Genomic DNA, 24,978 nt, shown 5'->3' on the forward strand with positions numbered 1-24,978 from the left:
CTGATTAATCACAGGTCGGATAAATATTGCATAGACGCCCATCTGGCATTTTGAAAGCCTTGAAGTCAGAGACATTGCCGCGACAAAACGCAAATATGTCTTCCTGGCTTTCTCCCCTGCAACGCTTCCAGCCACCGACAACCTTTACCCAGTTGTCTTGCACTGCTGGTTGTTCTTCTTCCGTTAACGCCAGCACCATTCTCAGCGTCTTCCCACGCAACCCAGCACGGGACACATAACCGCCAGCACGAGCTTTCGTAAGCTGTCCGCTGGTGTTCAGCGAATTGCATTTAAGCCCCTTAATAAGGGCATGCTGGGGGCCAACAGTACGAAACAACCATTGGCATTGCCCTGGGAGCTCTCGGACATAACTTTCTGACATCAAAGACATTCCGCCCTCCCAACTATCTCGGATATAAACAGCGGCGTAATCCCGTCCGACGTCCGACCAACGCTCCCCCCACTTTGCGTTAATCGCAAACACAAGTTTACGTAACATCAGCGAGCAGCCTTCCACCCGCTCTGTCAGTGGCACGTCGAAACTCACTCTATTCGCTACGGGCTTGCTGGCAGCGTTGAATATTTTGAGATCCGGTCGCTTGCCATGTCTTCGAGGCAACTTGCACGTTTCACCCGGAGCGGGGGTGTAGGAAGCATCGCCCACAAGGCCGAATTGCGCCGGCAAATCCACCTCCAACGTAAAACTCTCCACCGCCCGCCCCGTACATCCCGAAAGCCCCATAACCACCAGTAGCACCAATCCCATCCATCTATTCACCACTCCCCACCTCCCTGCGCCACTGTGCCGCCACTCGTTCAAAATGCTCTTCTGGCGCCTCGCCTGCCCTCGGCTCCCAATGAGCAACACTGCTGCCGGTCGCCTCTGCCAACCGGCGTACCACCAGAAATTCGAGCTGCTCCGGCTCCCGCCATTGCCAGGTGCGCGCTTGCTTCAGTACCTGGGCCAGCCAAATCCTGGGGTCTTGGAATTCGACCAATGCCGCCAGGTCTTCGCTGTGCTCCGCCAGCAGGTAGCGCAGGATATTGGCGTGCAGGATGGCGTCGGCCTGAGGGTTGGGTGTGTCGAGCCACGGCGGGGGCTCAGGCGCCGGGTAGTCGCCCGGTGCAGGGTTTTCGTGATGGCACCAACGGCCTTCATGCCAATAGCACACGCTGATCATTGGCCCGAGGTAGACCGGCCAGTGTTCCTCGGCCAGATGGGCCAAGGCACGGGCCAGGGTGCGGTTGTCGTGAAAGCGATAAAGCGCCTGCTGGCCTACTGGCCCCAGGAGTAATCGCTCACGCCAATGACGCGCCATACCCGCCAAGTCGCTGGCCGGCAGGCTGGCGAGCCAACCCCAGTTCGACTCAGGGTGTAACAGCAGGTCGGCCAGTGCAGGCTCATTCATCTGCTCCAGTAACAGTATGAGCGGGCCTGAATTCGCCAACTCCGCCGCATCGGTCTCGCTGTACAGGCTGCAATAGTGCGACGGGGCGCGATCTGCCAGCAGGGGTTGGCGAGCCTCGTGATTACCCTCCAGCATCAGGCACAGTTGGTGTCCGCTCTGCTGTTGTTGGGCCATCCAGCGATGGGGCAAATTGTCCATCAGGCCGCCCTCCCCGCGATATTGCACAGGCCTTCGCGGCAGCGTTCGCACAGCGGGCAAAAGTCCGCGCCCAGTTGCTTGGCCAGATCCATGATGACGCCTTGCGCTGCAGAGATTTGCACGCCGGCAACCAATGACGGGCTCACCGAACGGCCTGCAGACGGCAAACCGCCCAGGGTGATGGACCGGCTGCTGCAAATACTGCCGGCTTGCATCACCAGGTGTTCCCCGCCCGCCTTCAAGCTCAGTTGTGCACCCGCCTCTATCACCAGGCTGGCACCGGCCTTGAGATGAACCTGCTGCCCGGCTTCGATCACCAGGCTTTGACCAACGCGAGTCAGGCTATCGCCCTCTACCTCCAGGCGACTGTCATGCCCCACCCGTTGCTCCAGGTCACGCTGGGCGCGCAGATAAATGAGCTCTTCGCCGCGTCGGTCTTCAAGGTACAACTCATTGGCGCCCCCGCCGCTCGGCGAACTGCGGCTGCGCAGAACGCTGCGTGTCTTGTGCTGCGGCAAAGGGTACGCCGGCAAGTGCGATGCATTGGGCAGGCAACCGGTGACAAGGGGTTGGTCCGGGTCTCCCTCCAGAAAGCTCACCAGCACTTCCATGCCCACCCGTGGAATGACCATGGCGCCAAACCCATCACCCGCCCAACCGGACGCCACGCGCAGCCAACAACTGCTGGTCTCGTCGCCCTTTTCCGCGCGATCCCAGTGAAAGCACACCTTCACACGACCATAGGCATCGCAGTGCACGTCCTCGCCGGCAGGCCCGGTTACCGTCGCGGTCTGGCTGCCACTGATCGTTGGCTTGGGGTGCTTGAGGGCAGGTCGATGCACTGCGCGCCAGGGAGTTGCGGTGAACCGGTTGCGATAGCCTTGGAACCCATTGGCATCAACGATCGACTCCTCCAACACCTGCGGCTGGTAACCCTCATGACGCACCGAAGTCAACAGCCATAAGTCGTTGCAGGCTGGGTCCGGGTGATCACACAGCTCAAGAAAGTGACCACTGCACAATGCCGGTTGATCGCTCTTGCCCAGTACCCGATGGCGATCACGCTGGTGACATTCCAGGCTACGTCGCGCCAGTCGTGCACCGCGTGCATGGCCATTAAAGCCGGCAGGATAGCCATAGTCCTCCAAAGGATCCGCCGGCCCGCTACCGGCCTGGGCATGCAGGCGAAACGAAGGGTGCTCAAAGTCATAATCACGACGTACTGTGCGCCGGCTGCGCGTTATTAGGCGCCGGTCGAAACGCTGGACAACCGGGGCCCCAAGCGATGGATCAGCCGAGGAACAATAACGCTGCACCGGCAACCGGCGAAATACCGTCTGGTCATCGCCAAACACCAGCAGATGATTCTCCGCGCTGTGGCGAAAGTGGTAGTGAATACCCTCCTCCTCACACAGCCGCTGGATGAAATGCAGGTCGGACTCCCTGTACTGCACGCAAAACGTGCGCGGCGGATACACCACCGGCCCCAACTCAAACGCGTAGGCGTCGGCAAAGATACCGTGGTGTTCGAGGACCGCGGCAATGATCTGCGGTACGCTGCGCTGCTGGAAAACCCGCTGGTCGCAACGATGGGCAAGGGATGCCAGGCGTGGGGCGAGCGTCAGGTGATAAAGGGTGAGCCGCGTACCGGGATCATCCCGACCGATGGCGTAGACTTGCCCGTGCAAGCCCTGGTCTGCTTCGCCGAAAGCCAGATAGACGGGTTGATGGAGCAACGCCTCCAGGTCAAGGGAAGGATCTTCGCTGACTAACTGCACCTGTATGAAGTAAGGCTGATCAAGGGCCTCGCTGCCTTTGAACGCCACTACCTGAAGTTCTGTATTTATGTTTTCAAGGACTAACTTGAAACGCGACGAAACAAACCCGTTAACCATCCTTTGTTACCCGCCATCAACTTTCTCTTGAACGACTCTCTCTCGCCCCAATACCCATTCGGATTGCGAAAAAAAGCACCTGAACACGCCTAAGCTTAGCGACCCCAGGCACTTTTCGGTCCTTTTTGAATAAAACAGAAGTTTCGTACAGCGAAGACGGAAGTGTCTTTTACAGAATATATACAGCCAAAAAAATCTTCTAACAGCATGAAGAAAATTCCGACTACAGATTGTCTCTGTATAACTAAACTTTAAGGAAACGGCTGACACTTATTAATGCGACAGTCGATTCCGCTTTTTAGTCGCCCTGTCCCGCTACAAGTGTCGGCTCCTGACCATGCCTAACCACGATGCGAAGCGAGCCGCTCTTGATCTGCTTTTGATCTTGATCTTAAGCGCCCCGTCAAACCACGCTGGCCGGAATTCGACAGAGATTTGGGGGGTAAACCGGCAGGGATGCCGGTTTAGCCGCCCCGCGCCATGGATGGCGCGTGGCGGCGGCCCCCCAAATCACTGGCGGATTACGGGCACACCGAGCCCAAGCGAGGTGCCGAGTGGTGGGGCAAGAGCCCTTTGGTTACTTTGGGGCTCTTTTCCAAAGTGACCCGCCGTCAGGCGGAACCCTAAGTAGCCGTTACCGCAGCAATGGATATGCACACAATCCAACTGTGTTGACTGCTAGGCCACCTTCGCGAGCAAGCCCCACAGTTTGAGAGTGGGGTGTCAGGTAGATCTGCATCGGCTGGCAGGCCGTCATCGCAGGCAAGCCAGCTCCCACATTAGGATCGCGGGACGTCAGGCCTCCCCCACTGATATCGCCCCCGCGTCTCTACCTAGCGGGACTGCGGCGTATTACAACGCCAAGTCTGTGGAAGTGAGCTGGAAGGTGGTAATCCGCCGCAAGAAACCTGGGGTTCAGCCACTCCCACAGGGATTACACACCTTCCAGCTCACCTCCTACAGGCTCGATCATTTCTACGTGGTCACCGGCGACCAAAGCGTTCCGTGTTTGTAAAAAAATTTGCCTCGCACCCCGTAACACCAAGGGAACCCGGCTCGCTCGAGAGGGCCTGATGTGCAAGGATGTCGCGCCGGACATCGTTCGTTGAACGCCAAACCAAGGATTTTTCATGACTGCCATTTCCACCCCTGCCCCCGTGGTTCCTGGGCGGCTGGAACAGATGTCGACCCGCATCGCTTTTTTTATCGCAGGTTTTGGTATCGCGGCCTGGGCGCCGTTGGTGCCGTACGCCAAGGCGCGTGCGGACCTGAATGAAGGCACCCTTGGCCTGCTGTTGTTGTGCCTGGGAGTGGGGTCGATCATCGCAATGCCGGCGGCGGGCGCGCTGGCCTCGCGCTATGGCTGCCGACGGGTGCTGACCGCAGGGACGCTGATGATCTGCATGGCCCTGCCGATGCTGGCGACCGTCAGTTCGATCCCGTTGTTGATTGCCGGGTTGTTCCTGTTTGGCGCAGGCCTGGGCACCGTGGACTCCACCGTCAACCTGCAAGCGGTGATCGTTGAGCGCGCCAGTGGCAAAACCATGATGTCGGGCTTCCATGGCTTGTTCAGCCTGGGGGGCATTGTCGGCGCAGCGGGGGTTGCGGGGTTACTTGGCCTGGGGCTGTCGCCATTGCAGGCAACCCTGGTGGTGGTGGTTATCACGCTGGCAGCGCTGTTCAAGGCTGCACCGCACTTGTTGCCTTATGGCAGTGAAAGCTCGGGGCCGGCATTTGCAGTGCCCCATGGGGTAGTGCTGTTTATCGGTTGCCTGTGTTTCATCGTCTTTTTGGCTGAAGGCGCCGTACTGGATTGGAGTGCTGTGTTTTTGAGCGCCGAGCGCGGCCTGGATGAGGCTTACGCCGGCATGGGCTACGCGGCATTTGCCTTGACCATGACCGCTGGACGCCTGACCGGCGATGCCATTGTTCGACGCCTGGGGCCCACACGGGTGATTGTGATCGGTGGCGCGCTGGCCTGTGCCGGCTTGCTCCTCGCAACCCTATTGCCAGCGTGGGAAACGGCGCTGCTCGGGTATGCACTGGTGGGTGCCGGGTGTTCGAATATCGTGCCGGTGCTATATACCGCCGTGGGTAAGCAAACAGTGATGCCGGAACATATTGCGGTGCCAGCCATCACCACACTGGGTTATGCCGGCATTCTCGCCGGCCCCGCCATGATTGGCTTTATCGCCCATGGCAGCAGCTTGAGTACTGCCTTCATCCTGATCGCGGTATTGCTGGCGGCAGTGGCCATCAGTGGCAAAATCCTCAAGGTATAGCTCGCTTTTCAGCGTGCCTTGCGAGCGGCGTCCTGCTCATGCCACCGTTCAAGGCTTTTGTTGCTCAGCCACCCCTCTTTGTGAGGTGGGCCAAATAGTCGTGTGACATTTGCACGCTCCAATGAGGGCAACAAGCCTGGGCGTTCAATAATGTTCTTGGCGGTGTAGACGCAGAACTCGCTGTATTTGGATTGGGGCATGCCCGTGGACGTATCCAGCACGGGCGCGCCCTGTTGATCAACCTCGTACGGGTCCTGCATGACCTCCCTGAGCTTGGCGATTTCAACGTACTGATGCTGTTCAAACAGGTAGGTTCGATCCATGGTCTCGTCTCTCAACAGCGCAAACTGGCTTTGCAGTGCCTCCACCACCTGCGCATTGCCTTGGGCATGAAACGGGTCTTGACTGAACACATTCGCCGAGCTGTTCCCCGGCAAAGCCTGGGCAGCCGTATTGAGGCTATCACGCGTGATATCGCCGTCCCGGCTGAAAACCGCATCACTCAAGCGCGGGCGCTTGAGCATTTCCCGCACGACCTGAATCACGTCATCCAACGCCTCGCTTTCCCCCATAGGATGAGCGGCGATCCGCTGCAAGGACAGCCAGGTCAGTCGCCCATCACTCAGGAACGAGTGCAGCAAGGCGAAGGATTTTTCCAGCGCTTTAGCCAACTGGCTATCCGTTGACGTTGCGCTCGGCAGTACACCACTGGACCGCTCAATGGATAAGTTCTGCAAGTCTCGATGACGCAGAGCAGACAAGGGTGCACGAAAAAGACGGGCCTTGCGCGGGCCTTCCAGCGGGGACGTGGAAGAGCTTTCATGCCAGGTTTCAGCGGTGGCCGGTGGTGGCTTGGTTGGTTGTAAGGCCGGCCTGTCGGGGGGGAGAGGCCGGGAAGGTAGTACACCCTCGATTGTCATGGGTTTTCTCCAACTCTGTTCAGATGCATATCCGCTGGGTTGACGTTACCTTGATGGGCAAAATCAACGACTGGACTCCACTCAGGCAGGCACCTCATGTGTGGTTGGATGAACTCGACAGTTCCGAGTGGACGATAAATACCCATGACAATATGTAAACCGTGCTCAGCCACGGTTAGCCCAGCTTGCGCCTGCGCCACCAACTGGTCAGGCAGTTGATCAAGCCGGTGTCGTCCAACGAATCAGTACCCTGCCCCTTAACCTGTGGGTCTGCCAGCATGCCTCGGGAAAAATCGTCCGACACAGGCGCTTGGAATTTAAGCTGGCCGGCATAAGCTTTCATACGCCGCGCCTGTGCCTCATATTCCGTCGACGCAAAAGGGAAACTGCACGAGGGTGCGCGGTCCTGGGAGACTGGCAGACTTTCACGTTGGGTATTGCGCAGGAGTTCGATGGGCCCGGTTGGGCGAGAATTAAACGAGGTTGAAGGCATATTTTTCCCTCATTCAGAATCTGAAAAGCGACGGCGCGAGTCGCAACCGCAGGTACCACTTATGTGGCAAATGGGCGTGATTCGTTCCTTGAAACATATAGGACTGGCGCCGCCTCCGAGAGGCGACGCCTGAAGAAGGCTCAGCGGGACAACAGGTACAGGCCTGTACGGCTGATCTTCCCATCGTCATCTTTACTGGCGCGGTTATCCATCCGCTCAAGCACGTCACTGCGCTTGAGCATTTCCTGGGCCAACTGGATCAGGTGATCCTTGGCCGCGTCGCCGGTAAGCGGCTTGCATGCCCACTTTTTCAAGTCGCAGATTTTAAGGCTTGAGCCCCCGCTCCCGTCCTTCAACTCGTCAAAATGCTCAAGCAGTTCACCGGCCAGCTCTTTGTCAGTCTTGTACTTGAAGTAGTTTTCCCCTTGGATCACCGCATTCAGGCTGTGCCGGTCGATCAGGCCATCCAAAGCGCCCGTGGAACCGTGCCGATCCAGCGCGGCCATCAGTTCCGGACGCCGTAGCAACTCATTGGCCAGGCGAATGTTCTCGTTCATGCCCGAGCTGGGCGACCACCCTCTTTTGGCCATCGCAAGAATGCTGTCAACGCTGATAGAGCCAGGGTTCTTCGGGTCTCTGAAGGCATGGAAGCTGTCACGCAACTGCTGCGCCAACTCTTCTCGACTCTTGAGAGAATACTGCGCGTCTGGCCTGCAGGGGGCGGGCGGATACGGCCGACATGCGGTGGGATCCGGTCGTGGTGGTGGGTTGCACTCACTAGGGTTCGGCCTGGGTGGCGGGTTGCTGCAACCTGGGTTCGGCCGTGACGGCGGATGCCCACAACCAGGATGCATGGGGGGCCGATGCCCAGAGAACCAGTGACTGATCCAGTGCTTGAGTTGGCTCAGGAAGTTCTGCATGTCCGGGGGGCTGTGGTGATGCCCAAGCACATCTGCCGCGGTGGTTGGCGCCTGGTGATGACTGAATACAGGCCCGGCCTTGTTGTCCCCGGTTTGAAAATTCACATGGGCAGCCTGCTGACCACTGAAGGAAGGCGTTGCGGGCGCCTGGCGGGTGTTTTTGATCTCGGCCTTGGCATTGGCCGGTGAGAGGTCAGGCGTTGATGACGCAGAGACGGGTGCATCCGACATCGATACCGACATACGTTTCTCCATGACAGTGGGCGATTTTCAGCTTGTCGCTCCAACGTAATGTCGAAGCCCATCAGCTTTCCCATGTGTGGTTTTGCGTCGGAATCAGTTCCTGAGCCAGCAATAATCTGTGCGGGGCGACGTAGGAAACTGAGGGTGGCCTGCCGGTTATGAGTGAGCAGAGCGCCTGACCCAGGCAAAAAAAATCGCAACCCTGGGGTTGCGATCTTTCCTACCGACAACAGATCAGAACCCCACGCTCGCCTGTACGAAAAACGTGCGAGGCTCACCCAGGTACAACCCGGCATTGTTGTCGCTGGAGCGCGTGTAATGCTGCTGGTCGAAGACGTTTTTCACACCCACCCCCAGCTTCAGGTTCGACAGTTGCGCGCCAAAGTCATAGCCACTGCGCACGTTGACCGAGACATACCCTGGGATATCACCGTATTGGCCATCCGCAGTGCCTTGGGTGATATAGGTGGTACCGGTGCCTGGCGCACGTTGGCCGGACTGGGCATAGACGTCCAGGTTGTGGGTCCAGTGGTTGACGTCGTAACGCAGGCCCAGGGTCGCCACTTGGCGGGAATACAGTGGCAGGTCGCGGCCCTTGAACGGCACATCACCTTCGGAGGTGGCCTTGGTGTAGGTAAAGCCCGCGTTGGCGGTGAGGCCGTCGAGGCGCGGGTCAAGGTTGGCCAGGTCGTAATGGGCCGATGCTTCGATGCCGCTGTGCTTGGTGGCGCCGAGGTTGGTCCAGCCCACGTCATTACTGACGTATTGCAGTTCATCCGAGAAGTCGATGTAGAACAGCGTCACTTCGCCACCCCAGACGCTGTCGTTGTAGCGCGTACCGACCTCGTAGGTCTTGGCCTTTTCCGGGTTCAGGCCGTTGGCCGTCTGGTCGCCGGTACCGCCCTGGCCCAATTGGAAATACTGCAGGCTGCCGAAGGAGGTTTCGTAGTTGGCGAACAGTTTCCACGCGTCAGATACGTGGTACATCACGCTCAGGGCCGGCAGCGGTTCGTTGTTGTGGACTTCGCGGCGCTTTTCCTCGGTACGCTTGCCATTCAGGGCCACGACCGGACGATCATGCCATTCGGTGCGGATGTCTTCGAAGCGAATACCGGGGGTGATGGTCCATTTGCCGATATCGATTTTGTTATCGATATAGAAGGCGTTGGCTTCGGTGCCCCCAGTACGGTCCTGGTATACGTGGCCGTCGCTCTGCCCGCCCGGCGTCGGCACGTTGTTGACCAGGTTCAGGCTGCTGGCCTCCTCGTGCATGCCTTCTTTGAGGTAGCGATAACCCACGCTGACTTCCTGGGTGCTGGGCCCCAGGTCGAACACATGGGACACACGCGGCTCGATGCCGAAGGTGTAGTAGGTGCGCGGGTAGGAGCTGAGGGTCTTGAGGTCGCGGTTGGCAATGGTGCTGCCACGGAAACTGTCGGAATAGTAAGTCAGCACTTCGGCCTGGGTGCGGTCGTCGATCTGGCGGATGTACTTGAAGGACACGTCCTTGCGGCGCCCGCTGAAGTTGTCCCAGTCGCGTAACGATTGGTACGGGTTGGCGTCGAACTGCTGCTGGGTCAGGCCGCCGGGCATATCGGCGCTGGCATCGTAATAATGGAAGTTCAGCGAGAAATCGTCTTGATCGGTCGGCGCCCAGTGGGTCTTGAAGATCACGTCATCGATGTCGTTGCCGTTGTTGCTGTTGCGGTAACCGTTGCCGTTGACCCCGGAGTACAGCAGCGCGGCGCCGATACCGTTGTCGGCCGTGCCGCCGATAAAGGCGTTCTCCACATGTTTCCAGCCACCATGGGCGGAGGTTTGCAGGGTGGTGCCGACTTCCCCGGAGAAGTCTTGCGGGATCGCACGGGTTACGAAGTTGATCACACCGCCGACGTTCTGTGGCCCATAACGCACCGAACCCGCGCCACGGACAACGTCGATACTTTCCAGGTTACCGGCAGAAATCGGCGCCATCGACAGTTGTGGCTGGCCGTAGGGAGCAAACGCCGCCGGTACGCCATCAATCAGCACAGTGGATCGCGGTGACAAGCGCGAGGTCAGCCCGCGTACACCGACGTTGAGGGAAATATCACTGCCACCGGTGCCGTTGGATTCCTGCACTTGCACGCCAGGCACGCGGCGCAACACATCACCGACGTTCATCGCGCCCTGCTCTACCATGGCCTCGCGGCGAATGACCGTGCGCGCGCCGGGATGGTTCTGCACCACTTCGGCATCGGCGTCGGCAAGCCAGTCGCCTACCACCTTGATATCGGTCACACCCAGCACCAGCGGCGAGCCGGCTTCACCGGTGCCGTTGCTCACCGGGCGCAAGGTCACGGAGCCGGCGTCAATCTGGTAATCCAGGCCACTGCCTTGCAGTAATTGGCGCAGGGCTTGTTCGGGCGAGAGCTTGCCATCCACCGCGGGGGCTTGCTTGCCGGCAACCATATCGGGGCTGAAGAACACTTGCAGCGAGGTCTGTTGGCCCAATTGGCTCAAGGCTGCGCCCAGGGATTGGGCGCGAATGTGGATGCCCTCGGCAGCCTGTGCGGTACTGATGGCAACGGCCAGGGCCAAGGGCGCCCAGCGGGAGATTTTATTGTTGTGGAGGGCAAGTTTTTTCACGTCGAACCTAGTCCTGTGATCGCAAGCATGCGCGGCCGTTAATGCAAACCAGTTGCAGTTGCAGAAGAAGACGAAGAACTCGAAAAAAACCTGAATGTCAGCGTGAAATAATTTCCTGGCTACCGTCCGACAAGGTGCGCAAGGCGACCGGCAGGATGTGGGGCAAGGCCTTGAGCAAGGCGTCGGTGTCGCTGGATTTGAACACGCTGGTCAAGCGCAGGTTGCCCACCGCTGCCGTACTGACGCGCAGCGGTTGCTCGCGGTAGCGCGACACTTCCCGCGCCACCTCACTCAGGGTGGCGTTGTTGAACACCAGTTTACCACTGCGCCACGCGGTCAGTTCTTCAGGGTTTACCGCGTAGGCCGCTGCCACTTCGCCTTGGGGGTCGACATGGGTGCCACGCCCGGCGGTGAGCGTGACGATGTGATCGGACGCCTGGCCCTGCACCTTGACCGTGCCGGCTTCGACCGCCACGCGGGTCTGGTCCGCATCCAGGCGCACATCAAAACGCGTGCCGGTGACGGTCACCTGCCCTGCCCCGGCGGCGACTACAAACGGGCGGCCGGCGTCATGTTGCACGCTGAACATCGCCTCGCCCTGTTTGAGCTCCACGCCTCGCCGGCCCTTTGCGTAGTGAACCGCGACCACGCTGCGGCTGTTGAGGTCCATCACTGAACCGTCGGGCAAAGTCACTTGGCGATGCTCGCCCACTTGCGTACTGAATTCGGCATTGTAGGGCTTTGGCTCAAACACGCTGAATACACTCAAGCCCACTGCAACGGCGACCACACTGGCGGCCACGGCATAACGCATCAACGCACGCCGACCGGGGCGCTCGACCGGCGCGTCGCCCAGCGCCTGCAAGCGGGCCTTGGGCAGTAAATCCGTAGCGTTCCATAGCCCTTGCAGCACATCGATTTCGTACTGATGCGCGGGATGCGCCCCACGCCAGGCATCGAAACGTTGACGTTCCTGGGCACTCAATGGGCCGTCTTGCAGGCGTACAAACCACTGCGCGGCCTCATCACGGACACGGTTATCCATCGTGGAAGATCCTGTTTCAAAGCCGGTCATGGCGCGCTCGCATCCAGACGATCACGCAGATGCCGCAGGGTGCGGATCATATACTTTTCCACCATGTTTTTAGACAGCCCCAGGCGTGTAGCGATTTCCTGTTGGGTGAGCCCTTCGATCTTCTGCCAGATAAAAACCCTGCGACAGTTGAGCGGCAACTCTGCCAGCGCCCGCTCGATGGCGTCGGCCAACTGGATGGCGTGCATGTAATGCTCCGGGTCGCCGCTATGGGGCGTGCTGTGATCAAGCGCCTGCAACGTCAACGCCTCGCGACGGTCTTCGCGGCGGTAGGCGTCCACCGCAATATTGCGCGCGGTTTGATGCAGGTAGGCGCGCGGCTGCGCCACCTCGCAGGCAGCGGACTCAAGCACCCTCACGAAGGTGTCGTGCGCCAGGTCTTCGGCCTGCTGACGGTTTCTCAGGCGGCGCGTCCAGGTGCCGATCAACTCTTCGTAGTGCTCGAAAAAGCCTGTTCTGCGGGGCGGCTGAGGAGTCATCACGGGAGCACTGGGAAGGCGGGCCGTGAATAGTAATGCTTCCTATTAAGCGGAGCAATTGCTGCTGATCGCCCCCACTATTTGTTTGAAATGACCTCACTCATGTATTGATGCAAATCGCGAAAGTCTTTAACGCTCCAGGCATGCGGCGCGATCTTTACGCCATTGTCCTGCAGCGTCTTGGGGATCAGGTTGCCATTGGGGCGAAGGATGACCGAGGAGACGATAACGCCCGGATAATCATGGAGTCGTTTCTTGAAGGCGGCGGTTGTCAGGTCGGGGGTTGGCGGATTACTTTTTTTAGCCAATGGCCCCGTGCCTTTGATATCGGGCCCATGGCACACAGCACAGCGCTGTAGATACAGCGTTTTACCATTGCTGTTATCGGCGAGGCACAGGGCTGTCTGAGTCAGTGATAAAACGGCCAAGACGCCGCTGACTAACAGTTTGATCAATCGGGTATCGGCCCACGCATGCATTCCATCGCTTCCTGTATTGCCCTTTGTTTTCAGCATCATACGATAAGTCGCGCGTTTACTCGCGCTGGGCGTAAACGCCTGGGGGTGAACTTCCGCTCCCCGCCGCCAGTCAGCAAGAAGGACTCTCATAAAACGGTGGGTGGGCGATGCAGATTTCCTTGCAGCAACAAGTGGCCCTGGTCACCGGGGCCAGTTCCGGCATTGGCGCGGGTGCGGCCAAAGCCCTGGCCGCAGCAGGCGCGGCGGTGGTGCTTAACTACAACTCCCAGGCGGCACCGGCTGAGGCCCTCGCCGCGCAGATCAATGCCAACGGCGGCCAGGCGCTGGCGATTGGCGGCGATGTGTCCAAGGAAGCCGATGTCGAACGCCTGTTCGCGCAAACCCTCGACGCCTTCGGCCATCTGGATATTCTGGTGGCCAATTCCGGCCTGCAAAAAGACGCCAACCTAGTCGATATGACTCTTGAGGATTGGAACACGGTGATTGGCGTCAACCTCACCGGGCAATTCCTGTGCGCGCGGGCGGCGGTGCGTATCTTCAATCGCCAGGGCGTTCGTGAAGGTGTGTCACGGGCCGCCGGCAAAATCATCCATATGAGTTCGGTGCATCAAATCATCCCCTGGGCCGGGCATGTGAATTACGCGGCGTCCAAGGGCGGCGTGGAGATGCTGATGCGCACGCTCGCCCAGGAAGTCAGCGAGCAACGCATCCGTATCAACGGCATCGCACCGGGGGCCATTCGTACGGCGATCAACCGTGCGGCCACCGAAGGCGCGGCAGAACAAGAGCTGCTTAAATTGATTCCTTATGGTCGTGTCGGTGACGTCGAAGACGTGGCCAATGCGGTGGTGTGGCTAGCCAGCGATGCCTCTGATTATGTGGTTGGCAGCACCTTGTTCATTGATGGCGGTATGAGCCTCTACCCGGAGTTCCGTGGCAATGGTTGATTTCAAGAACGAACCTCAAAGCGCCATCGATGCCCACGGGATTATCGGCGACATGCGCAGCGCGGCACTGGTGAATGACCGCGGCAGCATCGACTTCTTCTGCTGGCCGGAATTCGACAGCCCTTCGGTGTTCTGCGCATTGCTCGACACGCCCGAGGCCGGCACGTTCCAACTTACCCCGGACCTGCCCAACGCCCGCCGCGAGCAGATCTACCTGCCCGATACCAACGTGCTGCAGACCCGCTGGCTGAGTGATGAAGCGGTGGTGGAGATCACCGACCTGCTGAACGTCAGCGAAAACGTCGACGAACTGCCGTTGCTGATCAGGCGGGTACGGGTGGTCAGTGGCAAGGCGACTATCCACCTGAGCTGCGCCGTGCGCCATGACTATGCCAGGGCCGCCACCGAGGCGAAGGCCGAGGCTGCCAGCGTGGTGTTCACCGCCAGCGGCCAGCCCGGCCTGCGCCTGATCGGCAGCCAGCCGCTGACTCTTCAAGACAACACCGCCCTCGCCACCTTTACCCTCGCCCAGGATGAAGGTGCCGAATTTGTCCTCGGCGGCCAGGACGATGCGCGCGTCACCAACGACTGTACCGACCTCTACCTGGAGCGCACCTTGAAGTTCTGGCGCGGTTGGATCAGCCAGTCCAACTACCGCGGACGCTGGCGCGAGATGGTCAACCGCTCGGCCCTGGCGCTGAAACTGCTGACCTCGCGCAAACACGGCGCCATCATCGCCGCGGCCACGTTCGGGCTGCCGGAAACACCCGGCGGCGAACGCAACTGGGACTACCGCTACACCTGGATCCGCGACGCCTCGTTCACCGTCTATGCGTTCATGCGCCTGGGTTTCGTCGAGGAAGCCAACGCCTATATGCGCTGGCTCAGGGGCCGGGTCAGCGACTGCTGCGGCCAGCCGACCAAGATCAACATCCTGTACGGCATCGACGGCCGCCAGGAACTACCGGAAACCACCCTCGACCACTTGAGCGGCCACGGCGGCGCCCAACCGGTGCGGGTGGGCAATGAGGCGTTCGATCAGATTCAGCTGGATATCTATGGCGAACTGATGGACGCGGTTTACCTGGTCAACAAATACGGCGAAGCCATCTCCCACCAAGGTTGGAAACACACGGTGGAAGTGGTCGACCAGGTGTGTGAGATCTGGAACCACAAAGACGTAGGCATCTGGGAAATGCGCGGTGAGCAGCATCACTTCCTGCACTCACGCCTGATGTGCTGGGTGGCCCTGGACCGCGCCATCCGCCTGGCCTCCAAACGTTCACTACCAGCGCCGTTCGCACGCTGGGACCAGACACGCCAGGCGATCTACGCCGACATCTGGACGAACTTCTGGAACGAAGAACGCGGGCATTTTGTGCAGCATATCGGCAGCACCGCCCTCGACGGTTCCATGCTGTTGATGCCACTGGTGCGCTTTGTCGCCGCCACGGACCCGCGCTGGCTGTCGACACTGGAAGCGATCCAGAAAAGCCTGGTGCGCGACGGCATGGTCTACCGCTATCGCAATGACGACAGCCAGATCGATGGGCTGCAAGGCGTCGAAGGCGCGTTTGCCGCCTGCTCGTTCTGGTATGTCGAATGCCTGGCGCGCGCCGGGCAAGTGGAAAAAGCCCACCTGGAGTTCGAACAGTTGCTGCGTTACGCCAACCCGCTGGGGTTGTACGCCGAAGAGTTCGACAGCCAGGCCCGGCACCTGGGCAACACGCCCCAGGCCTTGAGCCATTTGGCGTTGATCAGCGCGGCAACATTCCTGGACCGCAAGCTCAGCGGGGAGAAGACCGTATGGCAACCGTGACCACCCCACCCGCATTGCTGTATGTGCGCACCACCCTGCTTGATGTGGCTTACGAAACCCACGGCCCCGTCGATGGCGAACCGGTGATCCTGCTGCATGGCTTCCCCTACGACCCTCGGGGTTACGACGACATCGCGCCGGTGCTGGCTGAACGTGGTTATCGGGTATTGGTCCCGTACTTACGCGGCTATGGCCCGACACGGTTTATCAACACGCAAGTGATGCGCTCCGGCCAACAGGCGGCGCTGGCCAAGGACTTGCTCGACTTCATGGATGCCTTGGCCATCCCGCAAGCCACCCTCGCCGGCTTTGACTGGGGTGGACGCGCCGCCTGTATTGTCGCGGCGCTATGGCCGCAGCGGGTACGCGGCCTGGTGACCGGCGATGGCTACAACATTCAGGCCATCAGCCAGTCGCTCAAGCCCCGGTCACCGGAAACAGAGCACCGGCTCTGGTATCAGTATTACTTTCACACCCAGCGCGGGGTCGATGGCTTGACGGCCAACCGGCGTGAACTCTGCCAATTGCTCTGGACGCTGTGGTCGCCGTCCTGGGCTGAAGGGCCAAGCCGCTACGCGCTGACTGCGCCGTCGTTTGATAACCCGGATTTTGTCGAGGTGGTGATTCATTCCTATCGCCATCGCTTCATGTATGCGCTGGGTGATCCCGCGCTGGAATACATCGAGCAGGCGCTGGTGCCACAACCGCCGATATCGGTACCGAGTATTTCGTTGTGCGGGGCCGACGACGGTGTGGGCCCGCCGCCGCTTGTGGATGACGATGTGGAGCACTTCAGCGGCTTTTATCGCCGCCAGGTGTTGCCCGGTGTTGGGCATAATGTTTTCCAGGAAGCGCCGCAGGTCACGCTTGAAGCACTGCTGGAACTACTGGAGCGGTGAAAAACGCTCCCGATAAGCCTGGGGCGTCACCGACAAAGCCCTTAGAAAGCTGCGACGCAAGGTCTCTTCACAGCCAAAACCGCATTGCATGGCGATACGCTTGATGGAGGTTGTGCTGTCTGCCAGTTGCCGGCGTGCGTTTTCGACGCGGATCAGTTCCACGGCGCGTGCCGGGGTTTGGCCGGTCTCGGTGCGGTAGTGACGCACAAAGCTGCGCTCGCTCATGCCAGCCTGGGCCGCCAGGGTGGCGATGCTCAACTCCAGCGTCAGGTTATCGGCGATCCAGGCATGCAGCTCGGCAAAGCGGCTGTCGCTCTTTTGCAGGGATAACGTCACGCTGAACTGCGACTGACCGCCAGGGCGCTTGAGGAACACCACCAAGTGGCGCGCCACTTCCAGGGCAATCGCACGCCCCAGGTCCTCCTCTACCAAAGCCAGACACAGGTCGATCCCGGCGGTCACACCGGCAGATGTCCACACCGCGCCCTGCTGGATGAAAATCGGATTGGCCTCCACTGTGAGCGCAGGGAACTTGCGCGCCAGCTCTTCACAGCGCGTCCAGTGCGTGGCCACGCGGCAACCATCGAGCAAGCCACTGGCGGCCAGCAGAAAAGCCCCGGTGCACACCGAAGCCATGCGCCGTGTGTGCCGGGATTTATCGCGCACCCATTGCACCAGCGCCGGGTCCTCGGCAACACCGTACACGCCCCAACCACCGGCGATCACCAGGGTGTCGCAGGACTGCTCAATGGCGGGCAACGCCTCGGCCAGCAGCGCCAGGCCGGCCGACGTCATCACCGGCCCAGCCTGAGTAGCAATGACGTTGACCGCATAGGGCAATGGCAAACCACGCTGGCGCGCCAGATCGTTAGCCGATGCGAACACCTGTAGAGGCCCGGTCACATCGAGCACCTGGACATTCTCAAACGCGAGTACATGAATAACTTTTGGCATGATTGGCGAGATTAGTGGGTTCAATGGCGTATTCGCCAAAGCCTAGGCTTCTACAGTAAGGACGTCCATTCCTTTCGGAGCTTGAATCATGACCTTGCAGATCGGCTTTCTATTGTTCCCCGGCATCCAGCAACTGGACCTTACCGGCCCCTATGATGTCCTCGGTTCGCTGCCAGACGTGAAACTGCACCTGGTGTGGAAAGACCTCGCGCCGATCACCTCCAGCACTGGCCTGGTGTTCACGCCGACCATGACCTACGCCGACTGCCCGAACCTGGATGTGCTCTGCGTACCCGGCGGCGCCGGTGTGGGCCCGTTGATGGAAGACCCGCAAACCCTGGACTTCCTCAAAGCCCAGGCACAGACAGTGCGCTACATGACCTCGGTGTGCACCGGTTCATTGGTACTGGGCGCGGCAGGGTTACTGCGCGGTCGCAAGGCCACCACCCACTGGGCCTACCACAACCTGCTCGCCCCGCTCGGTGCCATCCCCGTGCAGGAGCGTGTAGTGCGTGACGGCAACCTGTTTACCGGCGGCGGGATCACCGCCGGCATCGACTTTGCCCTGACCCTGGCCGCGGAGCTGTACAGCGAAGCGGCAGCGCAACTGGTGCAACTGCAAATCGAATACGCGCCAGCCCCACCGTTTGACTCCGGCCGCCCGGAAACGGCGCCCCGGCATGTGCTGGAGGAGGCTAACAAGCGCACGGAAGAGTCACGCAGAGTGCGCGGGGAGATTGTGGCGCGGGCGGCTGCGCGGTTGGGGTGAATGTTCATCCGTGGCGAGGGAGCTTGCTCCCTCGCCACAGTACAGCAATGCTTCTTAACTGACGGGCATCGCCGTTACTGCGCTCGCGTCTCGCCGCCTCCCTCTACTACCCGATCAACCAGCAACTGAACACCCTCCACCATTCGGCAAATCCCCAGCACCACACTGCGCTGCGAACCCTCAACCTCAAAGGCCAGGTGCGCCGCTATCGCATTGATGGATTCCAGATCCTGAGAGGCATTGACCAACAGGGTTTCGGTGTCGAGGTTGGGATGGAGGGTGAAGAGCAGGTTGGAATCTGAAGGAGGATTGGGGCTGTCTTTGATCATGGTGTAGTTCCTGAGAGTAATGGACTACCACCGAGTTTTTCTCACGAACTGAAGGTGGCAGCTGTACGCGGAGTGAGAAAACCAAGACCCCAGGAGCTTGGCCACGCCGAAGCGTGCCCGCGCACAGCCGCCATAACAGCAAGCCGAAAAGCGCGTGCACTGTATACGGTGAGCGCTTTTGCGCCAATGGAGTAGTTCGGATTTCTCACGTCCGGTCGCTGAATTGGCAGCGACTGGGCAAGACTAGTGATGACCATTCCTAGCAGCAACCTTAAAGGGTTGTGGGAAAAAGCCGGCTTCAGCGCCTGGACGCAAGGTGAGTCCTAGGCTGCTGTACGAAACTTCTTTTGATTCTTTCGGTACTAAACGGCTGTCCGGTTGTAGCCGACAGTAACCACGATGCGAAGCGAGTCGCTCTTGATCTTGATCTGCTTTTGAACTTGATCTTAAGCGCCCCGTTAAACCACGCTGGCCGGAATTCGACAGGGATTTGGGGGGTAAACCGGCAGGGATGCCGGTTTAGCCGCCCCGCGCCATGGATGGCGCGTGGCGGCGGCGCCCCAAATCACTGGCGGATTACGGGCACACCGAGCCCCAGCGAGGTGCCGAGTGGTGGGGCAAGAGCGCTTTGCTTACTTTCGCGCTTTTCGAAAGTGAGCCGCCGTCAGGGCGGAACCCTAAGTGGCCGTTACCGCAGCAATGGATATGTACACAATCCATTCGTGTTGACTGCCAGGCCGCCTTCGCGAGCAAGCCCGCTCCCACATTTGGATCGCGGGGTGTCAGGTAGAGAAGCATCGCCTGTCAGGCCGCCATCGCAGGCAAGCCAGCTCCCACAATTGGATCGTGGGGTGTCAGGTAGAGAAGCGTCGGCTGTCAGGCCGTCATCGCAGGCAAGCCAGCTCCCACAGTTGGATCGCGGGGTGTCAGGTAGAAAAGCATCGCCTGTCAGGCCGCCATCGCAGGCAAGCCAGCTCCCACAATTGGATTTTGGGGTGTCCGGTAGATGAGCATCGGCTGTCGGCCCCCCGCCACAAAGAAACTTGCGTGGCTTCAGGCAGGACGCGACATCACCGCCAAACGCACAGCCAACGCCATCAGCACCGCCGCCAAGCCCCACTTCTGCAGCCAGGCGCTTTTTGTGCGCTTGGCGAAAAAGCGGCTCAGCGTCCCGCCAAACAGGCCCAACAGCACATGAAACACGCTCGCGATCAGCGTCAGCACGCCGCCCAGCACCATCAGTTGCAAAGCGATGGGCCCCGCCTCGGGCCGCACAAACTGTGGCAGGAACACCATGAAAAACAACAACGCCTTGGGGTTGAGCAAACTGTTGAACATGGCCTGCAAAAACACTCGGCCCGACGCCACCCGGCCGACGTGAGCGGCGCCCAGGCTGGGGCGTTTTTGCAAGGTTTTGAAGACCAGCCACAGCAGGTAGATCACGCCCGCATAACGGATCAGGTCGAATGCCGGCGGCCAACTGGCGACCACCGCCGTCACCCCCATGGCGGTCAATGCCGTCAGCAACAGGTCGGCCACGCCAATGCCCAGGGCCGAAGCAACACCGCCGCGCCAGCCATGGGTGACACCCTGGCTGATGACAAACGCCATGTTCGGCCCCGGTGACAGCAGCAATAGCAACACAGCGCCGGAAAAAACACCGAGTGTGACGAGGCTGATCATGGTTGAACCGTCCGCTGGGAAAAACCCAGATTAATCGGCGCTGGCAGGCCCTACAAAAAATTGTGCTGGATACATTGCTCACGCAGCGAACCTAGTGATTGCTGAAGACGCGGTCTCCAACACCCACTTGCCCCGACATAGGCTCAGGGTGTGGGGCGACTATCAGTTGGACGGTGGCGTCAACGGGGAGCCGCGTAACCTGACACTGAGCCTCAAAGGCAAGCACCGCACCCCCTCCTGTAGGAGCGAGCTTGCTCGCGAAAAACTCACAGACGCCGCGTGTACCCAGGAAGCACGCGTTATCGTTGACGTCTTTCGCGAGCAAGAACTAGGCGTCCCCCTCGCTCCTACAAAAAAGCCTCGTCCCCCTGCAAAAGCTTTTCTTCGCTGGCAGGCAAATCCCTAGGTTTGTTCCTACACTCCAAAAAGCCATCATCGATTCTCGATTATTCTGAAATACCCAGCCGCCACGTCAACAAACCGTCATATCATGGAGACCTTGAGAGGATCATCGAAGAAAACGGACAAAAAGCCAAATCATTGACACAAATCCTCAAAGGAGCCACTATTTAGCCATCACCCAGTAAATGCCTGCGTCTAGACAGCCATTACGGATTACCCAGCAACAGAAGTCGTTCGATTTGCACCACTTGTAATGCATACCTGCCTTATGGATGAGCAAACGAATAGGAACGTTCTGGTGGTGTATTGAGGATCTGATGTATGCGCGGTAAATCGTCCGTTGATAGCCTGTTTTTGACTCGCACCGGTTTCGTTGAGTTTTTTGTCGTTTTCGTAAAACTGCTTCACGGGCTGACCGCAATCTCGCCGGCGATCATCCTGTTGTTCTACCCGGACCCGGTCGCAGAACACATGCGCACTCACTATCTGGGCCTGCTGGCGTTCTTTGCGATCCTGACCATTATCTTGTTCCAGGCCCTGGGGGTTTACTCCGATGACCTGTTCAGCAATCGCCTGCGTTTTCGCGTGATGCTGGTGGCCTGGGTCTCGGCGTTTTGCATCCTGTTGTTCATGTACCAGATCCTGCTCCTGTTCCCGCAGTTGAGCCCTCGCAACCTGATGTTCTGGTTTTCCGCGAGCCTGGTGCTGTTTGGCGTGGAGCGCATACTGATGCTGCGCCTGTACCGCCATTTGATGGACAACGGCAAGTTCCTTCAGCGCACCGTGATCCTGGGCTTTACCGACACGGCCGTGCATGTGGCTGAACACCTGTCGCGCAACAGTGACATCCGTTCCGGCCTGATCGGTTTTATCGACGACCGTACCGAGCGCATTCCCAAGGAGTTGAGCCGCCTGCCGTTGCTGGGCAATACCCGCGACCTGGAAAAGCTGATCCGCTCCGAACAGGTCAACCAGGTGATGATCACCCTGCCCTGGGCCGCCGAGCAGCGCATCAATGGGTTGGTCAAGCGCCTGCGGCAGATGTCGGTGAACGTCATGCTGGTGCCGGACATGGCCGCCCTGCGCTACGGCCATAACCGCATCACCGATGTGGGCGGCATCCTGATGTTCAACACCTCGCAGTTGCCGCTGCGGGGCTGGTCGCCCTTTATCAAGCGTTGCGAAGACCTGCTGCTGGCCAGTATCGGCCTGTTGCTGCTGTCGCCGGTGATGCTGGTGACCGCCATCGCGATCAAACTCGATTCCAAGGGCCCGGTACTGTTTCGCCAGAAGCGCTATGGCTACAACGACAACCTGATCCGCGTGTTCAAGTTCCGCTCGATGTACGTCGAGCAGACCGACCTCAACGCCGAGCACCAGACCACGCGCCAGGACCCGCGCATCACTCGGGTCGGCAGGATCATCCGCAAGACCAGCATCGATGAGCTGCCCCAACTGTTCAACGTGCTGCTGGGCAATATGTCGATGGTCGGCCCACGCCCCCACGCCACGGCCACCAAGGCTGCAGGGATTCCTTTCGAGGAAGCGGTCAGCGAATACAGTTCGCGCCATCGGGTCAAGCCTGGCATCACCGGTTGGGCGCAGATCAATGGTTACCGCGGCGAGACCGATACGCTGTTCAAGATTCAGAAGCGGGTCGAATACGACCTGGAATACATCGCCAAATGGTCCGTATGGCTGGACCTCTACATCGTTTTCATGACGGTCCCGGCCGTTCTTTCCACCAAGGAAGTCTATTGATGAACCCACTTAACGGATTGATTCCCTGCATCATCTCCGGTGGTTCGGGTACGCGGCTATGGCCGGTTTCGCGGCAGAACATGCCCAAGCCCTTCATGCGCATGCGCGACGACCAGAGCCTGTTGCAGAAAACCTTCCTGCGGGCCAGTCACTTGCCGGGCGTCGACAGCATCCTGACCGTGACCAACCGCGACCTGCTGTTTCGCACCCTCGACGACTACCGCGCGGTGAACACCCAGCGCTTGGGCCTCGACCTGCTGCTGGAGCCGTTTGGCCGCAACACCGCCGCCGCCATCGCCGTGGCCGCCTTGCATGTGCAGGAGCATTTTGGCGCAGACGCGCAGTTGCTGGTGATGCCGGCCGATCACCTGGTGCTGGATGAAAGCGCCTTTGCCCAGGCGGTGGAAAAAGCCCGCGCCTTGGCTGAGGCCGGTTACCTGGTGACCTTTGGCATCCAGCCTGACCGAGCAGAAACCGGCTTTGGCTATATCGAACAAGGGCCGGCCCTGGGCTCAGGTTTTCGGGTGCAGCGCTTTGTCGAAAAGCCCGACCAGGCCACTGCGCAAGGCTACCTGGACGGCGGCAAGCACCTGTGGAACGCCGGCATGTTCTGCTTCAAGGCCGCCACCCTGCTGGAAGAATTGGCCAGCCACGCCCCGGCGGTTCTGGAAGCGGCCAAGGCGGCGCTGGAGCACAGCCAGAGCCTGCAAAACAGCAGCAGCCGCCAGCGCGAACTGAGCCCGGAAGGTTTCGGCACCGCGCCGGATATCTCCATCGATGTGGCGCTGATGGAAAAATCCGCCCAGGTCGCGGTCGTGCCCTGCGACATAGGCTGGAGCGATATCGGCTCCTGGGAAGCCCTGCGCCAACTCACGCCCAGTGACGACAATGGCAACCAGATCAATGGCGAGGCCATCCTGCATGACGTGCATAACTGCTACATCGACTCGCCCAAGCGGGTACTCGGTGCAGTGGGCGTGCGTGACCTGATCATCGTCGACACCCCCGATGCCCTGCTGATCGCCGACGCCCATCGCAGCCAGGACGTGCGCTATATCGTGGCCGAACTCAAGCGCCAGAATCACCCGGCGTTCAGCCTGCATCGCACCGTCACCCGGCCCTGGGGCACCTACACGGTGCTGGAAGAAAGCACGCGGTTCAAGATCAAGCGCATCGTGGTCAAGCCCAAAGGTTCGCTGTCCCTGCAAATGCACCATCACCGCAGCGAGCATTGGGTGGTGGTCAGCGGCGCGGCGATGATCACCAATGGTGAGCGCGAAATCCTGCTCAACATGAACGAGTCCACCTACATTCCCGCCGGCCACAAGCACCGCCTGACCAACCCCGGCATCATCGACCTGGTGATGATCGAGGTGCAGAGCGGTGAGTACCTGGGTGAAGACGACATCGTGCGCTATGACGACATCTACGGCCGCGCGCCGGTGGAAGAGAAACCCTGATGCGCACGTCCCTGATCATCCCCACCCGCAACGCGGCCAGCCATCTGGACCGCCTGCTGCCGGCGCTGCGCATGCAAACCCTGCAACCGGACGAAATGCTGGTGGTCGACAGCGCATCGGGCGATGACACCGTAGCGCGCTTTCGCGAGTTTGGCGCACGGGTGGAGGTGATTGATGCCCGCGACTTCAACCACGGCGGCACTCGGCGCTGGGCCAGTGAGCAGGTGGGCGGTGACGCCTTGATCGTCATGACCCAGGACGCGATCCCGGCCACGGCCGAAACCTTCGCCAACCTGATCGCCGAACTGCAACTGGAGCCGCTCAATGGTGTGGCCTATGGACGGCAACTGCCGCACCCCGGCGCCGGGGTGCTGGGGGCGCAGTCGCGGCATTTCAATTACCCGGCGACCAGCCGCAGCAAAAGCCTGGCCGATGCACCGCACTTGGGCATCAAGACCTGCTTCAGCTCCGACTCGTTTTCGGTGTACCGGCGCAGCGCCCTGCAGGCGGTGGGCGGTTTCCCCCAGGATGTGATTGGCAGCGAAGACGCCTATGTCGCCGCCCGCATGGTGCTGGCCGGCTACCAGGTGCGCTACGCCGCCAGCGCGCAGGTGTATCACTCCCATGATTACCGCTTGCTGGAAGAGTTCAAGCGCTACTTCGATATCGGTGTGTTCTACGGCCGCGAGCCGTGGATTCGCCAGGCGTTCGGCGACGCCGGCGGCGAAGGTAAACGTTATGTGCTGGCCGAACTGCGCGCATTGCGCGAGGCCAACGCGCTGCACCGTGCGCCGGAAGTGGTGCTGCGCAGTGCCTTTAAATTGCTGGGTTATCGCCTCGGCCACCTTGAACGCCACTTGCCCAATGCGCTGAAACGGCGCCTGGGCATGTTTTCCACCTACTGGACTTGAGCCGT

21 protein-coding genes are annotated in these 24,978 nt (G+C 60.0%); 8 read left to right on the top strand and 13 right to left on the bottom strand.

The features are described 5' to 3' along the window. Window positions 1-4: 4 nt before the first annotated feature. Genes CRN80_RS27295 through CRN80_RS27305 form a run of 3 tightly spaced genes read right to left on the bottom strand, consistent with a single transcriptional unit; the run spans window position 5 to window position 3,502 of the window. A complete protein-coding gene (locus CRN80_RS27295) occupies window positions 5-766 on the bottom strand; it encodes a hypothetical protein (protein ID WP_178110703.1) in 762 nt (253 codons plus the stop codon). Window positions 767-770: 4 nt separating this feature from the next. After that, window positions 771-1,607: a DUF4123 domain-containing protein gene (locus CRN80_RS27300; protein WP_098952089.1), complete on the bottom strand. Its 837-nt coding sequence runs from the start codon at window positions 1,605-1,607 to the stop codon at window positions 771-773. After that, window positions 1,607-3,502, bottom strand: coding sequence for a type VI secretion system tip protein VgrG (locus CRN80_RS27305; protein WP_098952090.1), 1,896 nt, complete (start codon window positions 3,500-3,502; stop codon window positions 1,607-1,609). Before CRN80_RS27305 ends, CRN80_RS27300 begins: the two co-directional genes overlap by 1 nt. Window positions 3,503-4,632: 1,130 nt before the next feature. On the opposite strand from CRN80_RS27305, the gene CRN80_RS27310 reads away from it, so the two are divergent. Beyond that, entirely contained in the window at window positions 4,633-5,784 is a 1,152-nt protein-coding gene (locus CRN80_RS27310; RefSeq protein WP_098952092.1) for an MFS transporter, read from the top strand. Between the two features lie 8 nt (window positions 5,785-5,792). Here the strand turns inward: CRN80_RS27310 and CRN80_RS27315 are convergent, their stop codons facing one another. From CRN80_RS27315 to CRN80_RS27350, 7 genes are all read right to left on the bottom strand, one after another. Continuing rightward, window positions 5,793-6,455 carry a type III secretion effector protein gene (locus CRN80_RS27315; RefSeq protein ID WP_256588588.1) on the bottom strand — a complete coding sequence of 221 codons (663 nt, stop codon included), beginning with the start codon at window positions 6,453-6,455 and terminating at the stop codon, window positions 5,793-5,795. Between the two features lie 424 nt (window positions 6,456-6,879). Beyond that, on the bottom strand, window positions 6,880-7,047 hold the full coding sequence (locus CRN80_RS27320) for a type III secretion effector protein (protein WP_084570923.1): 168 nt from the start codon (window positions 7,045-7,047) through the stop codon (window positions 6,880-6,882). A gap of 290 nt (window positions 7,048-7,337) precedes the next feature. Beyond that, window positions 7,338-8,360, bottom strand: coding sequence for a type III secretion effector protein (locus CRN80_RS31325; protein WP_169918677.1), 1,023 nt, complete (start codon window positions 8,358-8,360; stop codon window positions 7,338-7,340). A 234-nt stretch (window positions 8,361-8,594) separates the two neighbouring features. Beyond that, window positions 8,595-10,988, bottom strand: coding sequence for a TonB-dependent receptor (locus CRN80_RS27335; RefSeq protein WP_098952094.1), 2,394 nt, complete (start codon window positions 10,986-10,988; stop codon window positions 8,595-8,597). A gap of 97 nt (window positions 10,989-11,085) precedes the next feature. Next, window positions 11,086-12,033 (bottom strand): FecR family protein, encoded by a 948-nt coding sequence (locus CRN80_RS27340; protein ID WP_098952096.1) that lies wholly within the window; start codon window positions 12,031-12,033, stop codon window positions 11,086-11,088. 26 nt (window positions 12,034-12,059) lie between these two features. Further along, the gene (locus tag CRN80_RS27345; protein WP_098952098.1) at window positions 12,060-12,560 is read right to left on the bottom strand and encodes a sigma-70 family RNA polymerase sigma factor; all 501 of its coding nucleotides are present in this window, start codon (window positions 12,558-12,560) and stop codon (window positions 12,060-12,062) included. Between the two features lie 77 nt (window positions 12,561-12,637). Next, the gene (locus CRN80_RS27350; protein ID WP_098952100.1) at window positions 12,638-13,039 is read right to left on the bottom strand and encodes a cytochrome c; all 402 of its coding nucleotides are present in this window, start codon (window positions 13,037-13,039) and stop codon (window positions 12,638-12,640) included. A 146-nt stretch (window positions 13,040-13,185) separates the two neighbouring features. Between CRN80_RS27350 and CRN80_RS27355 the strand changes: the two genes are divergently transcribed. From CRN80_RS27355 to CRN80_RS27365, 3 genes are read left to right on the top strand one after another with little or no spacing between them, the layout of a single operon-like run. Beyond that, on the top strand, window positions 13,186-13,986 hold the full coding sequence (locus tag CRN80_RS27355) for a glucose 1-dehydrogenase (RefSeq protein ID WP_098952102.1): 801 nt from the start codon (window positions 13,186-13,188) through the stop codon (window positions 13,984-13,986). Next, window positions 13,979-15,805, top strand: a complete 1,827-nt coding sequence (locus CRN80_RS27360) for a glycoside hydrolase family 15 protein (RefSeq protein WP_098952104.1) — start codon at window positions 13,979-13,981, stop codon at window positions 15,803-15,805. The genes CRN80_RS27355 and CRN80_RS27360 overlap by 8 nt, the downstream gene beginning before the upstream one ends. Continuing rightward, entirely contained in the window at window positions 15,793-16,704 is a 912-nt protein-coding gene (locus CRN80_RS27365; RefSeq protein WP_032892515.1) for an alpha/beta fold hydrolase, read from the top strand. The genes CRN80_RS27360 and CRN80_RS27365 overlap by 13 nt, the downstream gene beginning before the upstream one ends. Here the strand turns inward: CRN80_RS27365 and CRN80_RS27370 are convergent. Next, on the bottom strand, window positions 16,690-17,658 hold the full coding sequence (locus tag CRN80_RS27370; RefSeq protein WP_098952106.1) for a GlxA family transcriptional regulator: 969 nt from the start codon (window positions 17,656-17,658) through the stop codon (window positions 16,690-16,692). The two genes, CRN80_RS27365 and CRN80_RS27370, sit on opposite strands and share 15 nt — an antisense overlap. Window positions 17,659-17,746: 88 nt before the next feature. On the opposite strand from CRN80_RS27370, the gene inhA reads away from it, so the two are divergent. Continuing rightward, window positions 17,747-18,427, top strand: coding sequence for an isonitrile hydratase (gene inhA / locus CRN80_RS27375; protein ID WP_098952107.1), 681 nt, complete (start codon window positions 17,747-17,749; stop codon window positions 18,425-18,427). Window positions 18,428-18,501: 74 nt separating this feature from the next. On the opposite strand, the gene CRN80_RS27380 is transcribed toward inhA, so the two are convergent. Then, a complete protein-coding gene (locus CRN80_RS27380; protein WP_098952109.1) occupies window positions 18,502-18,756 on the bottom strand; it encodes a DUF6124 family protein in 255 nt (84 codons plus the stop codon). Between the two features lie 1,053 nt (window positions 18,757-19,809). Continuing rightward, window positions 19,810-20,439, bottom strand: coding sequence for a LysE family translocator (locus CRN80_RS27390; RefSeq protein WP_098952112.1), 630 nt, complete (start codon window positions 20,437-20,439; stop codon window positions 19,810-19,812). A gap of 723 nt (window positions 20,440-21,162) precedes the next feature. On the opposite strand from CRN80_RS27390, the gene CRN80_RS27400 reads away from it, so the two are divergent. The 3 genes from CRN80_RS27400 to CRN80_RS27410 are packed head-to-tail and all read left to right on the top strand — an operon-like array spanning window position 21,163 to window position 24,973. Then, window positions 21,163-22,602, top strand: a complete 1,440-nt coding sequence (locus tag CRN80_RS27400) for an undecaprenyl-phosphate glucose phosphotransferase (protein WP_032892520.1) — start codon at window positions 21,163-21,165, stop codon at window positions 22,600-22,602. After that, on the top strand, window positions 22,602-24,062 hold the full coding sequence (locus CRN80_RS27405) for a mannose-1-phosphate guanylyltransferase/mannose-6-phosphate isomerase (protein ID WP_098952116.1): 1,461 nt from the start codon (window positions 22,602-22,604) through the stop codon (window positions 24,060-24,062). Before CRN80_RS27400 ends, CRN80_RS27405 begins: the two co-directional genes overlap by 1 nt. After that, window positions 24,062-24,973: a glycosyltransferase family 2 protein gene (locus CRN80_RS27410; RefSeq protein ID WP_098952118.1), complete on the top strand. Its 912-nt coding sequence runs from the start codon at window positions 24,062-24,064 to the stop codon at window positions 24,971-24,973. The genes CRN80_RS27405 and CRN80_RS27410 overlap by 1 nt, the downstream gene beginning before the upstream one ends. Window positions 24,974-24,978: the final 5 nt, after the last annotated feature.

Source organism: Pseudomonas sp. FDAARGOS_380, assembly GCF_002591235.1.
In the GTDB taxonomy this organism is placed as follows: Bacteria; Pseudomonadota; Gammaproteobacteria; order Pseudomonadales; family Pseudomonadaceae; genus Aquipseudomonas; species Aquipseudomonas salmasensis.

Coding starts and splice junctions, on each gene's coding strand:
- CRN80_RS27345 (WP_098952098.1), bottom strand. CDS start 12,560: ATGACTCCTCAGCCGCCCCGCAGAACAGGCTTTTTCGAGCACTACGAA.
- CRN80_RS27295 (WP_178110703.1), bottom strand. CDS start 766: ATGGGATTGGTGCTACTGGTGGTTATGGGGCTTTCGGGATGTACGGGG.
- CRN80_RS27410 (WP_098952118.1), top strand. CDS start 24,062: ATGCGCACGTCCCTGATCATCCCCACCCGCAACGCGGCCAGCCATCTG.
- CRN80_RS27400 (WP_032892520.1), top strand. CDS start 21,163: ATGCGCGGTAAATCGTCCGTTGATAGCCTGTTTTTGACTCGCACCGGT.
- CRN80_RS27370 (WP_098952106.1), bottom strand. CDS start 17,658: ATGCCAAAAGTTATTCATGTACTCGCGTTTGAGAATGTCCAGGTGCTC.
- CRN80_RS27310 (WP_098952092.1), top strand. CDS start 4,633: ATGACTGCCATTTCCACCCCTGCCCCCGTGGTTCCTGGGCGGCTGGAA.
- CRN80_RS27405 (WP_098952116.1), top strand. CDS start 22,602: ATGAACCCACTTAACGGATTGATTCCCTGCATCATCTCCGGTGGTTCG.
- CRN80_RS27320 (WP_084570923.1), bottom strand. CDS start 7,047: ATGAAAGCTTATGCCGGCCAGCTTAAATTCCAAGCGCCTGTGTCGGAC.
- CRN80_RS27350 (WP_098952100.1), bottom strand. CDS start 13,039: ATGCATGCGTGGGCCGATACCCGATTGATCAAACTGTTAGTCAGCGGC.
- CRN80_RS27360 (WP_098952104.1), top strand. CDS start 13,979: ATGGTTGATTTCAAGAACGAACCTCAAAGCGCCATCGATGCCCACGGG.
- CRN80_RS27365 (WP_032892515.1), top strand. CDS start 15,793: ATGGCAACCGTGACCACCCCACCCGCATTGCTGTATGTGCGCACCACC.
- CRN80_RS31325 (WP_169918677.1), bottom strand. CDS start 8,360: ATGTCGGTATCGATGTCGGATGCACCCGTCTCTGCGTCATCAACGCCT.
- CRN80_RS27340 (WP_098952096.1), bottom strand. CDS start 12,033: ATGGATAACCGTGTCCGTGATGAGGCCGCGCAGTGGTTTGTACGCCTG.
- CRN80_RS27305 (WP_098952090.1), bottom strand. CDS start 3,502: ATGGTTAACGGGTTTGTTTCGTCGCGTTTCAAGTTAGTCCTTGAAAAC.
- CRN80_RS27355 (WP_098952102.1), top strand. CDS start 13,186: ATGCAGATTTCCTTGCAGCAACAAGTGGCCCTGGTCACCGGGGCCAGT.
- CRN80_RS27300 (WP_098952089.1), bottom strand. CDS start 1,607: ATGGACAATTTGCCCCATCGCTGGATGGCCCAACAACAGCAGAGCGGA.
- CRN80_RS27390 (WP_098952112.1), bottom strand. CDS start 20,439: ATGATCAGCCTCGTCACACTCGGTGTTTTTTCCGGCGCTGTGTTGCTA.
- CRN80_RS27380 (WP_098952109.1), bottom strand. CDS start 18,756: ATGATCAAAGACAGCCCCAATCCTCCTTCAGATTCCAACCTGCTCTTC.
- inhA (WP_098952107.1), top strand. CDS start 17,747: ATGACCTTGCAGATCGGCTTTCTATTGTTCCCCGGCATCCAGCAACTG.